Origin of the sequence: Pseudomonas sp. G11 (assembly GCF_029457515.1) — a bacterium.
Classification (GTDB): Bacteria; Pseudomonadota; Gammaproteobacteria; order Pseudomonadales; family Pseudomonadaceae; genus Aquipseudomonas; species Aquipseudomonas gorinensis.
This window is the reverse complement of record NZ_CP120377.1, coordinates 3,683,393-3,695,460: the sequence shown is the minus strand read 5'-3', so window position 1 is coordinate 3,695,460 and position 12,068 is coordinate 3,683,393. Positions and strand designations below refer to the sequence as shown.

The following is a 12,068-nucleotide window of genomic DNA, read 5'->3' as shown; positions in this document are numbered from 1 at the left end:
GTACGCGCTGGCTAGCTGCTCCAATTGCGATTGGCCTTTCCCGTCAAGCCAGACTTCCAATGGTTTTCTTTCAGGCACAGGGCCTCCTTGGCAACTTCATGCCACGTCAGTTTTCGCGGTAAGCTCTTCCATCATCTGGTTCAGGCCGCGCTCAAGGATTTCCCGGGCGAGAACGGCTTTCTGTGTCCGCTGAAAACGAGCCATCGCTGTCAGCAGATCGTCAGCCGCTTCATCCAGGCGGACCTTTGTGGGTTTGTCGTGCATGTGGCTTGGGTCGAAGTGCATCGTTTTTGCTCCTTTGAGCATGCAAGGTGAATTAAGCGGCTTGAGTAGCAGTGTTCTTGGCGGCTTCTTCGCGATCAGCCAGCAGCAGCTCAATGGCTTTGCCGGTGCTGTAGCCGACCATCGTCCCGCTGGTTGCGCGGGAGATCGTGGCCTGCGTGGTGCCGCACTTTTCAGCTACTTCTGTCTGCGACAGCCCGAGCTGGAAAAGGCGATTCAACATCTCTTGAACTGTCATGACGGGAATCCTATGAGGTTTTGCATGACAAATCATACGAATAAGTATGAGTCCATGCAATAGAATTCGTATAACCCGTATTCGTATAATTGGTGAGCAATGGATATCGCTGGGCGCTTGCGCGCAAAAATGGCTTCTCTTGAGATGAGCGAGAGCGAGCTTTCGAGGCGGTGCGGTGTTCCCCAGCCAACCATTAACCGCATTCTTTCAGGTGAAAGCAGCAGTCCACGCAAGAGCACTATCGAGCCGCTGGCCAGGGCCTTGAAGGTTTCGCCTGACTGGCTTCTATTTGGAGGCGATGATTCAAGATCTAACGGATCGCCCAGCGAGGCCGACTATGCGCTTATCCCTCAATACAAGGCGCATGGATCATGTGGCGATGGATACCTGAACGACCACGTCGAGGTAACCGAGGGCCTGGTATTCAAGCGCGACTGGCTGGCGCGAATGAAGGCCAAGCCGGAGAACCTGCGCATCATCTACGCCGAAGGGGATAGCATGGAGCCCTACGTGTTTGAGGGTGATGTGGTGCTGTTCGATAGCTCAAAGATCGAGCCAAAGGATCGCCAGGCCTACGTCATCCGCCGACCAGATGGCGGGATAAGCATCAAGCGCATGATTCAACAGATGTCCGGGGCCTGGATGATCCGTAGCGACAACGGCGACAAAGCCAAGTACCCGGACGAAATGTTGTCGGAGAACGCCTTGCATGAGATCCCCATCCTGGGGCGCGTCATCTGGCGTGGCGGCGAGATGTAGTACCAACCATATAGCCATTCACCAATAGAGCCTGCCTTGCGCGGGCTTTTTTACGCCCATGAAAAATATTATGCAAAAACGTATTGACGACCGTTATGAGGATTCGTATAGTTCATCCGTCGAGTCACCCAACAGGGACTCGCCAGGGCCTCACAAGACCCGCCGCTCTTTACACAACCTGACGTGACCCAACGACGTACCGGCCAACCCGGTGGTGAGAAAGCTAAACCGTCGTCCATGCAGCCTCTGGTAGCTGCCGTACTTCCACATGTGAGTACGCGAAACCACGCACACAAACTGGCAATGCATCGAACACGAAATGTGCGGCGCCGGTGAGAGACGACTCGGCAGTTGTGAGTGGTGGAGATGAAACAACCACAGATTTACTGAAGCGCCTGGGCAACCGGGCGTTTTGGAAATCCAACGGGAGTAACACCATGAACGCCAAGAAATGCAAAGCCATACGCCAACTGCTGAAATTAGAAGGCGTTGATGTGAAAGAAACCGCCTACGTCGGTACTTCGGCCCGCGATAAGTTCGGTCGCGACCGGATCAAACATCTCAGCGTTGCGCCCTGCCAACTCAAATCGTGCGGCCGTTCTCGCCTACAAGACGCCAAGCGCGCAGCCTGAACAACCAGCGCCACGTCAGCACTGACGTTAACTGCCCGATCCTCTCTATGAGAGCGCATCGGATATAGCTCGGCCTTCTTTGTGATAGCAGGGTGGCCACCTTGTCCTGAGCCTGAGCGGATTTTGTCGCGGCGTAGACGGGCAAAACTCGGAGGGATTCGAGCTATATCCGATGCGGATGACCACTACACACCGCGCAAAGCGGCCCCCTGCATCACACCTCTGACGAACCACCCCGGCCTGACGCCAGTAGCGTGACCGGGTACAGATGGCTCCCTGCTGATTCAGGTAGCCATCTGGTTTCACAAATGCCTCTAGACCCCCTGGAGGTATTTGGAAGCCACGAACACACCTGACGAGGAATCAATCATGCAAGCAGCAGATCAAGCACAAGTCACCATCCCTGAAATCGGCGCTGTATGGCCTGGCCAGGGCGGTATCTACGCCGGTTTCATGCCGGCCCGCAACGGCGACGAGGGCTACCACCTGGTTCTGGGTGATGAGCTTGGACGCTTCGAGTGGGGCCAGTATGGCGATGATTCTCCGGCCACCAGCCTGATCGATGGCCGAGCCAACACATTGGCGCTAATCGAGTCGGGCGGCGAATACCCTGCCGCCATCGCAGTTCACAAGCACGAAGCCGACGGTCACACCGACTTCTACCTACCCGCTGCCGCCGAGCTGTACGAGATATGGCTGAACCTGAATGGCAAGTTGGCCGGCTGGGTGTGGTCGAGTTCGCAGCGCTCAGCCCTCAGCGCATTCCTCATGCTCTTCGTTGATGGCAGTCAGTTCTACTACGCCAAGGGCGGCGAGCTCCGTGTCCGCCCCGTCCGCAGATTCATTCAGTAATTCGTTTATTGCTTTTCATGCAGGTGATTCCTGGGCCTACGGGCATCCGTAGCCAGACCAGAAGCGTCCGAGGTAGCGCTCGGCGCCTGCACCCTTTCCCGCCTCTACCCGTCAGCACTCACCCCGCGCCCATCGGCAACCAGCGGGAGGCATGTGTGTTGACGAATACAGGTGAACCAAGCAACTGAGGAATCAGCAATGGAATACATGGCAGCTCAAATGGATCGTCAGATTGAAGGCGCCCAACTCGCATACGACGCAGCGATCGAGGACGGTCTGCAACCGGCATTCCCTATCGCGGATTACGACCACCAGACATTCCGGCCGGCAACCCTCACAGAGCATAAGCGGCAATTGTCTGGCATGACGCTCCGCGATTACTTCGCCGCCAAGGCGCTATCGACCGTCCAGGCCTACAGCCATGAAGACGTGTCCACCTGGGCGCCAGAAGACTTCGCGAAACACGCATATGCGCTTGCTGACGCCATGCTCGCCGCTCGTGCGCTCGGGTGAACCAACGAATGGAGAGAGTCATGACGACGATTTACTTGGTTTGGAATGAATCAGGCACCGAGTGCGTGGGTTTCGATGATCGTGCTGATGCCGATTACGCGGCCACGGGGTTTGCATCTGGAAATGGCGGCGGAGTTTCAACTCTTGCTGAGGCATTCCGCGAAAACTACGCGGACGATGACCCTGACGCAGAGTTTGAAGTTACCGAAATCGAAGCCTAACCCCAAACACTGGAGGTCGCCATGGCCGTCACTACCTCGCAGGCTGTCGTCTACAAGGGCGGCGGTCGGCGTTATCTCACGCTCAGGTCGGCTTGTGCTGCCGAGGCCCGGGCGTTGCTCAAAACCCGCTGCGACTGCGAGTACATGGATTACGGCGGTTCAATCGGCGGCGAGTGGCTGACCTGCTGGTATCACGAAGACGAACGCAACGCCGTGCTGATGCGCCGCCTGACTGGTGCATACATGCGGCGCTTTCGAGCATCCCAAAAATCTGGAGGCGACCATGGAACACGAAATAGTTGTTGAGGGGCTTGTCCTCCAGGTGGAGGTGACCCACTGCGTGAATGAGCCTGCGCGGCCTGGAACTTGGGATAGCGACTGGGATGCAATGGGCGACCGCGAGTTGGAGTTCAAGCTGCTATCCGCCAAGTGTTACGACGATGACGGCGTACCGATGGACGTTCCTAGCTGGCAGCTGCCGGTCCTGGCCCATCAGTACTACACCCCAATCAATATCGCGCTGTGGGTAGAGATAGACGCCATGAAGCGCCGAGAACGGAGGTTTGCAGCATGAAAAGCTCACATCAGCGCGCGATCGACATGATCCAGCACCAGATAACCCGGGTCTGTAAATCAGTATGCCCAAGCGAGGATTTCTGCGAAGGCATGATTCAGGCGAATGTCGGCCAGGGTCACATCAGCACTGAGGAATCGGTTGAGCTGATGCAGCTTCTGGTCAATGCCGTTTCAGCCCGGCGCCGCGAACTACAACAACAGAGCGCGGCCCGGCGCCTTGCCGACTACGAACTCCAATACGAGCGTGCGTCATGACCATCATCGCCGGATCATTCAAAGGTATCGCCGAGGCCCTGAGAAATCAGGGTTTCTTGTTTCTGGTAGACGTGAAATGGATCGAGCAGCCTTGCAAGTGTGCTGGCCGCTGGACTTGCAAGGTGGCGATGTGAGGACCTTTATCAATGCGTGGCTGCGCAGATGGGCCGAAGCATCGCTACGCACAGAGCTTCACCAAGCGCAGGAAAGGCTAATAAGTCAGCAAGAGAAAACCGCGAGGGCCGTTGCCCAAGCCGAAAAAATACAAAAGGACGGCGCGAAAAAACATCTTCTGACAAAGCAAAGGCATGCTGCGGCTAATGCTTATGACTCGAGGCTCATAAAAGCGTTGCGGGAGCGCATGTCGCCAGAATTGTTCATCGCCGTAACCGAGCATGTGCGCGCCGCGCAAAAGCGGGATATAGACAAATGACCTCCTACCAAAGAGCCAAGCGCTACTGCTTCTGGCGCGGGTCTGCCATAGCACTCGCATTATTTACTTTCGTGATGTTGCTCGGCGCGCTCGCTGATCGAATTACTCAATAACCCACACCTTCAATCGCTGCGAACATCGCGGCAGGGAGTCACCGTGTCCGCACAACAGCAAGTAATCACCATCGACGACATCAGCGCCGACAATGCTCCGGCCATCTACGTGGCCGGCGGCCTGGGCCAGTTCTTCGATGCGGTGAAGGCAGAAGTCACCGGCGAGGTTCCAGACCTGACTACCCGCAAGGGCCGCGAGCGTATCGCCTCCCTTGCCGCAACGGTGAGCAAGTCCAAAAAGGCAGTCGAGACACCAGGCCGCGACTACCTGAAGCGCCTCAAGGAAATGCCGAAGGTGGTGGAGGCTGAGCTTCGCGATTTCGTCACCAAGATGGACAGCCTACGCGATACCACCCGACAGCCGCTGACGGATTGGGAAAACGCTGAGCAGGCCCGCAAGGACCGGCACATAGACAACATCCAGGCGATCAAGGATATGGAGGTGTTTGGAGCAACGCCGACCGCTTCTGCACTGAAACAGGTAATTGCCCAGTTGGAAGAGGTTGAGCTGGGTGACTCCTGGGAAGAGTTCCTGCCAGAGGCCGCCCAGGCTAAAGACCGAACCCTTTCCCTGCTGCGCGCACTGCTAGCCGATCGCACCCAGTACGAAGCCGAACAGGCCGAGTTGACCCGCCTTCGCCTGGAGAAGGAAGCCCGCGATAAGAAGGACAACGAGGACCGCATTGCCCGCGAGGCCGCCGAAGCAGCAACACGGGCAGCCGAAGAAAAGGCACGCCTTGATCGTGAGGCCGAAGAAAAGCGCGTTCGCAACGAGCAGGCCGCCGCCGAGAAGCGGGAAAACGATCTGAAATTGCAGGCCGCCGAAGCCGAGCGCCAGGCCGAACAGGCAAAGCGCGAAAAGGTCGAGGCAGAACAGAAGGCCGAGCGCGACCGCCTACAAGGCATCGAAGACCAGAAGCGGGCTGTTGAGCAGGCCCGCCTGGACGAGAAGGCTCGCGCCGATGCAGCGGCAGACGAAATCCTGCGCCAGCAGCAGGAACGCCAGGCCGACGTAGCTCACAAGTCGAAAATACTTGGCGAAGCAAAGCAGGCTTTGATCGGCATGAACATCAGCGAAGAGCTGGCCAAGGCCATCGTCCTGAAGATCGCCCGCGGCGAAGTGCCGAACGTCTCCATTCAATTCTGAGGTATCAAGCATGTCCACCGACATCATCATGCCGGAGCACCGCCGCCAGGTAGCCGCTCCGGCCGCAATGGACACCAGCATCATGGCTGTAATCAGTCGTGCAGCCTCCGATCCATCCTGTGACATCAACAAGCTTGAACGCCTTATGGAAATGCATGAGCGCATGCAAGCGCACAGTGCAAAACAGCTGTACGACGAAGCATTGGCACAGATGCAGGAAGAGATGCCCGTCATCGGCGAGCGCGGCGGGATTAGGGATAAAAACGGACGCATTCAGAGCACCTACGCGCTCTGGGAGGACGTAAACGAAATGATCAAGCCGGTGATGGCAAAGCACGGATTCGCCATTACCTTTCGAACGCCGCGCAACGAGCGAGGCATAGAGGTTGAGGGCGTTCTCAGTCACCGCGGCGGGCATCGTGAAGTGACCTCAATCGTCCTACCTGTGGATGCGACTGGAAGCAAAAACGGCGTACAGGCCGTGGCGTCCAGCGTCAGCTACGGAAAGCGCTACACCGCTGGACTGCTGCTGAACATCACCACTACTGGGGAAGATGATGACGGCAACGGACCAGCCGCCCAGATCACGCCGCGCGTTACCTCGGCCCAGGCAACACAGTTGGCGACTCTACTGGAAAAGTGCAGTGACAAGGCCAAGGAAGCATTCAAGAAGATCCATGGCACACCGGCTTCCGTAGAGAAAGCGGTATTCGATCAGGTACTGGGAATGCTCACCAAGTCAGCCGCGCAAAACGCAGCGGCTCAGGAGAACACCGATGCAGATAATCACTGAAGTTGATCAGGGTTCGCCAGAATGGCTGGCCCTCCGCCTGGGTATCGTCACTTGCTCGGAACTAGAATGCCTGCTCACCAACGGTAAGGGCGAGGCCGGTTTCTGTGTCGGCGCATTCACCTACATGAACACGCTGATCGGCGAGCGCATCACCGGCGAGGCTGCCGACCCTTTCACGGGCAACCGGCACACCGAGCGCGGCCACGAGCTGGAAGGTGTCGCCCGTAAGCTCTACGAGCAGCGCGAGAAAGTCGAAACCAGCCAGGTGGCGATCATCCTCAATCACGGGGCCGGCTATTCGCCTGACTCGCTTGTGGGGGCCAAGGGCCTGACGGAAATCAAAACCAAGCTGCCAAAATTCCAGGTTGAAGTGATTCTTTCTGGCGAGATTCCAAAAGAACACGTTGCCCAGTGCCAGGGCGGCCTGTGGGTCTCGGAGCGCGAGTGGATCGACTTTGTGTGCTACTGGCCAGGCATGCCGATGTTCGTCAAGCGTGCCTACCGGGACGAAGCCATGATCCGCAAGATCACAGAGCGGGTTAAGACCTTCTACGAAATCCTTGAAGACCGCATGAACCAAGTATTGGGGATCGCAGCATGATCAGCATCCTACAGAACGAAGTAGCACGCCTTCGGCCAGCGGCGAACGAACTGGCCGCCCAGGTCGATCAGTACCTGGCGGCCGGCGGCAAAATTGAAGTGGCGGAGCCGATCGGCTACAAGCCCAAACCCATCACCTACAGCAACCAGATGCCGCCGGCGCCAAAGCCGTTTGTTCGGCGGCGGGTTGAAGCGGCACCGTTGCCGATTGATCCGGTCGATGCCAGAGCTGAAAGGCGAGCAAAGCAGGCCGAACAAGCAAAGGCCATAGCATCCACGCATACGCAGACCGAAGCGTGTTTCGCCTTAGGCATGACGAGCAAAACCATCAAGGCTTTGGCCAAAGACTTCGGCTTCACATTCAAACGCTCAACGCACGGCGGATACAACGGACCCGAGCGTAAAAAGGAAATTTCGGAGCGAGACGCCAAATTTGCCGAGCGCATCAAGGCATTCAAAGAGCTTGGTATCTCACGCAGGGTTGTTTGCGGAAAGCTTGCGATATCCAACAGAACGCTGGAGCGCATTCTTGATGAGTACTGCATTGACTATCCAAAAGTTCGACTTGGAAGCCGAACATGCGCCGCATAGCCCGCACCCAGCAACGCAAACGACAAACCTGGCTCGCACTGCCGGCCAGCGGAATAGAAGAGGTAGGCCATGGCTGCCGCGCAGAAAGAACGATCGGCAAAGACTGCGGCGAGGCGAAAGACTCGCGGCGAGGAAGAATTGCGATTCCACACCATGGCCGGCACACGCCAAGCCCTGGCTGACTTGATGGCCTGGCACGGCATCGAGGAACAGGGCGAGGCCATGACCCTGATGATTCACCACCTGCACGGCCTGGGACCGGCGGGATCAGCGCAGTTCCTCGCACCGCCGGAACACAAATACGTTATACCCGAAAACGTGTCGGCAAAACTGCAGCTCGCCTACAACCGCGAATCGCTGCGCATCTGTCACGACGAATAACCAAAAAAGCCGATCCCCGCGCCGGGCTTGGCTCCATCCTGAGGAATACCCATGAAGCCCGAAATGATCACCCTGAAACACGGTGACTCGACTATCAAGATGCCCGCCTCGGCCTTGGCACAACTGGCAATGGCCAGCGTTTTTGCCCAGGTGCTGCCACCGGCAGCTAACGTTCAACCGGCAGCGCACACCGCCACCCCGGAAATCGGCCAACCATGGCCGGGTCAAGGCGGCCTGAATGGAGGTTTAGTTCATGCACGCGGCGACGTACCGGCGCATTACCTGATCATCGCTGCCAAGGACGTAGGCGACCGCGAGTGGGGCGGCCGCGGGGTTGAGGTAAAGGGGCTCAGCAAGACCGACGGCTACACCAACACCCAGGTGCTGATCGGTAACGACGACGAGCGCAAGTATCCCGCTGCTGACGCGTGCGCAGAGTACCAGGCTGATGGTCATCATGACTTCTACCTGCCAGCCGCTGCCGAGCTGTATCAGGGCTGGCTGAACTGCCCTGAGGTATTCGCCAAGAACTGCTACTACTGGTCATCTTCGCAGCGCTCAGCCGACTTCGCGTTCGACATGGGCTTCGGTGGTGGCGATCAGTTCAGCCTCGCCAAGGTCAGCGTGCTCCGTGTCCGCCCCGTCCGCAGATTCTTTATTTAATCCTTCATCCATTCGTTCTTGATCCGACACACCAGGGCGCACAGCGCCTTTTTTGTTGCCTTCGAAAAGAGGAAGCACCATGTCCGCAGTTGAGAAAGCAGTACCGGCCGTAACCACCCCAGCCATCGGCCAGGCCTACGGCGGCGGTTTCGTCACTGGCATTACCCGCGACCCGGTAACCGGCCAGCGTTTCCTGAACATCACCGCTGGTGCCGAGCATGAGCTGGTCGGCAAGTGGGGCGAGTACGGCGAGAAGATCGAGGGCGCCGACAGCTTCACCGACAGTCTGGCCAACACCCAGGCCATGGCGGCGGCAGGCAGCGAACTGGCAGCGAAGGTTCTGACCCTGAGCATCGAAGGTTTCACCGACTGGGCAATCCCGGCGCGCGACGTGCAAGAGCTGCAGTACCGCCACTTCAAGCCGACCACCGAAGAAAACTGGGCAGGCGCCCGCAGCGGTGACAACCCAAACAGCGAGCCCGTAGGCCTGTTGTACAGCGAAGAAGACCCGGCGCAGACCGCACATGCAGCATTCCAGGAAGGCGGCGCCGAAGCCTTCCGCGACACCTGGTACTGGTCATCTTCGCAGCGCTCAGCCAACCACGCATTCTACATGGCCTTCGGTGATGGCAGTCAGGTCATCAGCGGCAAGGGCAACGTGCTCCGTGTCCGCCCCGTCCGCAGCGAGCTTATTCAGTAATTTGTTCATTTAATCCGGCCGCTTGCGGCCGGTTGCTCTTGGAGAGCGAGCCTGATGGCAATGCATACGGACTTGCAGATCTACAAGGCCTCGATGGGGCTTCTGCACATGGCCACAACCATGACCAGGAATATCCCGCGCGACTTGAAGCAGTCGCTTGGTAAGCGAGTGATCGATGAATGCATCGATGTCTTGATGCTGATCGCCCGTGCAAACGCCACACAGGACAAGCGCCCGCACCTGACCCTGCTAGTCGAGAAGGTCCAGGTGGTCGAGTTCCTTATGCGGCTCTTCAAAGACAACCGCTTCATCAGCATCCCGCAACACGCCCAGGCAATTGAGGTAACGGCCTCAATTGGGCGACAAGCCAATGCCTGGAAACGCTCCACCCCAACCGCGCCCGCTACCTGAAGGTTACGGCTTTCTGGTCTGTGCGAATTGAATCTGGTCGTGCCGCTGACCTGATGGGTCACCGCCATGCGCACACGAGATACCGACGGTCTAAAGCGTCCGTGCAGGTCTCGCGCAGTTTCCTTGCTGATCGGCTCTGCCTTCGGCTCGGCGACGTAGATAGCACGATAGGTCGCAGCGCTCAGCCAACAACGCATTCAACATGAACTTCGATGATGGCAATCAGAACAACAACGACAAGGACAACGAGCTCCGTGTCCGCCCCGTCCGCAGATTCGACGTTGGGTCCCTACCCGTTTCAGGATCTGGTCCAGGCCTATTACGACTGCCGACGCACCAAGCGCAACAGCGACAGTGCACTGGCTTTCGAAATCGATCTGGAGCGCAACCTGATCCAGCTGCACGACGACCTGGTCAGCGGCAATTACCGCCCAGGCCGATCCATTTGTTTCGTGGTTACCCGACCGAAAGCCCGCGAAGTGTGGGCGGCAGCCTTTCGGGACCGCGTCGTCCACCACCTGCTGTACAACCATGTGGCACCGCGCTTCTACGCCAGCTTCATAGCGGACAGTTGCGCATGCATTCCAGGGCGCGGCACGCTGTACGCCGCTAAGCGCCTTGAGTCGAAGATACGGAGCGCCAGCGAGAACTGGTCGAAGCCGATCTTCTACCTCAAGTGCGACCTGGCCAATTTCTTCGTCGCCATCGATAAGGCGGTGCTGCGCAAGCAGCTGGAGGCCAAGATCACCGAACCCTGGTGGTTGGCCCTGGCTACGCAAATACTCATGCACGACCCGCGTGAAGATTACGAAACCCGCAGCCCGGCGCACCTTTTCAACCGGGTGCCGCAGCACAAGCGCCTGGTTGCGCAACCCGCGCGTCTCGGCCTGCCCATCGGCAACCTGTCATCGCAGTTCTTCGCCAACGTCTACCTCGACGCCCTGGACCAGTTCGCAAAGCACACGTTGCGCGCCAAGCACTACATCCGGTACGTCGATGATTTCGTGTTCTTGCATGAGTCGCCCCAACAGCTCAACCAGTGGCTCGCAGAGGTCGAAGCGTTCCTACCCAGGCTCGGCGCCAAGCTGAACCCAACGAAGACGATCCTGCAGCCAGTAGATCGCGGCGTCGACTTCGTTGGACACGTCATCAAGCCCTGGCGGCGAACCACCCGCAAGCGCTCCCTGGCCCAGGCACTGAAGCGAACCGCCGCGGCGCCGGCCGAGGATCTGCGCGAAACGGCCAACAGCTACTTTGGCCTGCTCAGCCAGGCCAGCCATAGCGAGAAAGACCGGGCAGCACTCGCTCGAGTCGTGCTGAAACGTGGCAACAGCGTCAACGCGGCGCTGACCAAGACCTACCCGAAGAAGTAACTCCCCCACTCCACCGCCCGGGCATGGCCCGGCAAGGAAATTACTGTGTCCGAAGTTCACCGATACCAAGTCGTGACGATGCTTTCCGACGCTGGCAACAAGATTGCTTACGACCCGCACGGCCCGTGGATTGTGATGGCTTCCGCCTTTGATGAGGCTAACCGCCTGTTTCTAGATGCGGCCGAGCGCTGCGTTGCCTCAGAGCGCCGGGAAAAGGAACTGCAACAGCGCCTGACCGCAGCGGATGAGCGGGCGGATGTGCTGGAGTCTGTGTCAGTTAAACAGGCCGCGCTTCTCGACGAGCTGGGCATTCCCCTTGAGGAGGTCGATGACCTTTTTGGCGAAACACTCAAGAACGCTAAGCGCTATGAGTATTTGCGCTCTGTCATGGCTGTCGAAAACTTCCCGGCTCCGCATCCAACATGGTCTGAGTCGTCAGAAGTAGAGAGCAAGCGCATTGACGATCTTTGCGACGCCGCACTCAAGCCAGCAGAGGGTCGTGGCGATGAGTGACATCCGAGTCCAATCAGCAACT

General features: G+C 58.2%; 21 protein-coding genes. 19 read left to right on the top strand and 2 right to left on the bottom strand.

What is annotated here, in order from left to right; translation table 11 throughout:
• Positions 1-96: 96 nt before the first annotated feature.
• Both P2T68_RS16970 and P2T68_RS16965 read right to left on the bottom strand, forming a co-directional pair.
• Positions 97-285 carry a hypothetical protein gene (locus tag P2T68_RS16970; RefSeq protein WP_277379656.1) on the bottom strand — a complete coding sequence of 63 codons (189 nt, stop codon included), beginning with the start codon at positions 283-285 and terminating at the stop codon, positions 97-99.
• A gap of 31 nt (positions 286-316) precedes the next feature.
• Positions 317-520, bottom strand: coding sequence for a helix-turn-helix domain-containing protein (locus tag P2T68_RS16965; RefSeq protein ID WP_102642906.1), 204 nt, complete (start codon positions 518-520; stop codon positions 317-319).
• 99 nt (positions 521-619) lie between these two features.
• Between P2T68_RS16965 and P2T68_RS16960 the strand changes: the two genes are divergently transcribed.
• The 19 genes from P2T68_RS16960 (at position 620) to P2T68_RS16870 (ending at position 12,046) form a co-directional block, all read left to right on the top strand.
• A complete protein-coding gene (locus tag P2T68_RS16960) occupies positions 620-1,279 on the top strand; it encodes a LexA family transcriptional regulator (protein WP_277379655.1) in 660 nt (219 codons plus the stop codon).
• A gap of 437 nt (positions 1,280-1,716) precedes the next feature.
• Complete coding sequence (locus tag P2T68_RS16955; protein WP_277379654.1) at positions 1,717-1,911, top strand: hypothetical protein; 195 nt, start codon at positions 1,717-1,719, stop codon at positions 1,909-1,911.
• Between the two features lie 369 nt (positions 1,912-2,280).
• Positions 2,281-2,763 (top strand): DUF1566 domain-containing protein, encoded by a 483-nt coding sequence (locus P2T68_RS16950; RefSeq protein ID WP_277379653.1) that lies wholly within the window; start codon positions 2,281-2,283, stop codon positions 2,761-2,763.
• A gap of 198 nt (positions 2,764-2,961) precedes the next feature.
• Positions 2,962-3,276 carry a hypothetical protein gene (locus P2T68_RS16945; protein ID WP_277379652.1) on the top strand — a complete coding sequence of 105 codons (315 nt, stop codon included), beginning with the start codon at positions 2,962-2,964 and terminating at the stop codon, positions 3,274-3,276.
• Between the two features lie 20 nt (positions 3,277-3,296).
• Entirely contained in the window at positions 3,297-3,497 is a 201-nt protein-coding gene (locus P2T68_RS16940; RefSeq protein ID WP_277379651.1) for a hypothetical protein, read from the top strand.
• A gap of 21 nt (positions 3,498-3,518) precedes the next feature.
• Positions 3,519-3,803, top strand: coding sequence for a hypothetical protein (locus P2T68_RS16935; RefSeq protein ID WP_277379650.1), 285 nt, complete (start codon positions 3,519-3,521; stop codon positions 3,801-3,803).
• On the top strand, positions 3,781-4,071 hold the full coding sequence (locus tag P2T68_RS16930) for a hypothetical protein (protein WP_277379649.1): 291 nt from the start codon (positions 3,781-3,783) through the stop codon (positions 4,069-4,071). Before P2T68_RS16935 ends, P2T68_RS16930 begins: the two co-directional genes overlap by 23 nt.
• Positions 4,068-4,328 (top strand): hypothetical protein, encoded by a 261-nt coding sequence (locus tag P2T68_RS16925; protein ID WP_277379648.1) that lies wholly within the window; start codon positions 4,068-4,070, stop codon positions 4,326-4,328. The genes P2T68_RS16930 and P2T68_RS16925 overlap by 4 nt, the downstream gene beginning before the upstream one ends.
• Positions 4,329-4,404: 76 nt before the next feature.
• Positions 4,405-4,761 (top strand): hypothetical protein, encoded by a 357-nt coding sequence (locus P2T68_RS16920; protein ID WP_277379647.1) that lies wholly within the window; start codon positions 4,405-4,407, stop codon positions 4,759-4,761.
• Between the two features lie 156 nt (positions 4,762-4,917).
• Positions 4,918-6,021 (top strand): hypothetical protein, encoded by a 1,104-nt coding sequence (locus P2T68_RS16915; protein ID WP_277379646.1) that lies wholly within the window; start codon positions 4,918-4,920, stop codon positions 6,019-6,021.
• 10 nt (positions 6,022-6,031) lie between these two features.
• Complete coding sequence (locus tag P2T68_RS16910) at positions 6,032-6,814, top strand: ERF family protein (RefSeq protein WP_277379645.1); 783 nt, start codon at positions 6,032-6,034, stop codon at positions 6,812-6,814.
• Positions 6,798-7,415 carry a lambda exonuclease family protein gene (locus tag P2T68_RS16905; protein WP_277379644.1) on the top strand — a complete coding sequence of 206 codons (618 nt, stop codon included), beginning with the start codon at positions 6,798-6,800 and terminating at the stop codon, positions 7,413-7,415. Before P2T68_RS16910 ends, P2T68_RS16905 begins: the two co-directional genes overlap by 17 nt.
• A complete protein-coding gene (locus P2T68_RS16900) occupies positions 7,412-8,005 on the top strand; it encodes a hypothetical protein (RefSeq protein ID WP_277379643.1) in 594 nt (197 codons plus the stop codon). Before P2T68_RS16905 ends, P2T68_RS16900 begins: the two co-directional genes overlap by 4 nt.
• A gap of 69 nt (positions 8,006-8,074) precedes the next feature.
• The gene (locus tag P2T68_RS16895; protein ID WP_277379641.1) at positions 8,075-8,386 is read left to right on the top strand and encodes a hypothetical protein; all 312 of its coding nucleotides are present in this window, start codon (positions 8,075-8,077) and stop codon (positions 8,384-8,386) included.
• Between the two features lie 51 nt (positions 8,387-8,437).
• Complete coding sequence (locus P2T68_RS16890; RefSeq protein WP_277379640.1) at positions 8,438-9,049, top strand: DUF1566 domain-containing protein; 612 nt, start codon at positions 8,438-8,440, stop codon at positions 9,047-9,049.
• Positions 9,050-9,128: 79 nt separating this feature from the next.
• A complete protein-coding gene (locus P2T68_RS16885) occupies positions 9,129-9,749 on the top strand; it encodes a DUF1566 domain-containing protein (protein WP_277379639.1) in 621 nt (206 codons plus the stop codon).
• A 54-nt stretch (positions 9,750-9,803) separates the two neighbouring features.
• Positions 9,804-10,160, top strand: coding sequence for a four helix bundle protein (locus P2T68_RS16880; protein WP_102624691.1), 357 nt, complete (start codon positions 9,804-9,806; stop codon positions 10,158-10,160).
• Between the two features lie 212 nt (positions 10,161-10,372).
• On the top strand, positions 10,373-11,533 hold the full coding sequence (locus P2T68_RS16875; protein ID WP_277379638.1) for an RNA-directed DNA polymerase: 1,161 nt from the start codon (positions 10,373-10,375) through the stop codon (positions 11,531-11,533).
• Between the two features lie 45 nt (positions 11,534-11,578).
• On the top strand, positions 11,579-12,046 hold the full coding sequence (locus tag P2T68_RS16870) for a hypothetical protein (RefSeq protein ID WP_277379637.1): 468 nt from the start codon (positions 11,579-11,581) through the stop codon (positions 12,044-12,046).
• Positions 12,047-12,068: the final 22 nt, after the last annotated feature.

Coding starts and splice junctions, on each gene's coding strand:
- P2T68_RS16970 (WP_277379656.1), bottom strand. CDS start 285: ATGCACTTCGACCCAAGCCACATGCACGACAAACCCACAAAGGTCCGC.
- P2T68_RS16965 (WP_102642906.1), bottom strand. CDS start 520: ATGACAGTTCAAGAGATGTTGAATCGCCTTTTCCAGCTCGGGCTGTCG.
- P2T68_RS16960 (WP_277379655.1), top strand. CDS start 620: ATGGATATCGCTGGGCGCTTGCGCGCAAAAATGGCTTCTCTTGAGATG.
- P2T68_RS16955 (WP_277379654.1), top strand. CDS start 1,717: ATGAACGCCAAGAAATGCAAAGCCATACGCCAACTGCTGAAATTAGAA.
- P2T68_RS16950 (WP_277379653.1), top strand. CDS start 2,281: ATGCAAGCAGCAGATCAAGCACAAGTCACCATCCCTGAAATCGGCGCT.
- P2T68_RS16945 (WP_277379652.1), top strand. CDS start 2,962: ATGGAATACATGGCAGCTCAAATGGATCGTCAGATTGAAGGCGCCCAA.
- P2T68_RS16940 (WP_277379651.1), top strand. CDS start 3,297: ATGACGACGATTTACTTGGTTTGGAATGAATCAGGCACCGAGTGCGTG.
- P2T68_RS16935 (WP_277379650.1), top strand. CDS start 3,519: ATGGCCGTCACTACCTCGCAGGCTGTCGTCTACAAGGGCGGCGGTCGG.
- P2T68_RS16930 (WP_277379649.1), top strand. CDS start 3,781: ATGGAACACGAAATAGTTGTTGAGGGGCTTGTCCTCCAGGTGGAGGTG.
- P2T68_RS16925 (WP_277379648.1), top strand. CDS start 4,068: ATGAAAAGCTCACATCAGCGCGCGATCGACATGATCCAGCACCAGATA.
- P2T68_RS16920 (WP_277379647.1), top strand. CDS start 4,405: ATGGATCGAGCAGCCTTGCAAGTGTGCTGGCCGCTGGACTTGCAAGGT.
- P2T68_RS16910 (WP_277379645.1), top strand. CDS start 6,032: ATGTCCACCGACATCATCATGCCGGAGCACCGCCGCCAGGTAGCCGCT.
- P2T68_RS16905 (WP_277379644.1), top strand. CDS start 6,798: ATGCAGATAATCACTGAAGTTGATCAGGGTTCGCCAGAATGGCTGGCC.
- P2T68_RS16900 (WP_277379643.1), top strand. CDS start 7,412: ATGATCAGCATCCTACAGAACGAAGTAGCACGCCTTCGGCCAGCGGCG.
- P2T68_RS16895 (WP_277379641.1), top strand. CDS start 8,075: ATGGCTGCCGCGCAGAAAGAACGATCGGCAAAGACTGCGGCGAGGCGA.
- P2T68_RS16890 (WP_277379640.1), top strand. CDS start 8,438: ATGAAGCCCGAAATGATCACCCTGAAACACGGTGACTCGACTATCAAG.
- P2T68_RS16885 (WP_277379639.1), top strand. CDS start 9,129: ATGTCCGCAGTTGAGAAAGCAGTACCGGCCGTAACCACCCCAGCCATC.
- P2T68_RS16880 (WP_102624691.1), top strand. CDS start 9,804: ATGGCAATGCATACGGACTTGCAGATCTACAAGGCCTCGATGGGGCTT.
- P2T68_RS16875 (WP_277379638.1), top strand. CDS start 10,373: ATGATGGCAATCAGAACAACAACGACAAGGACAACGAGCTCCGTGTCC.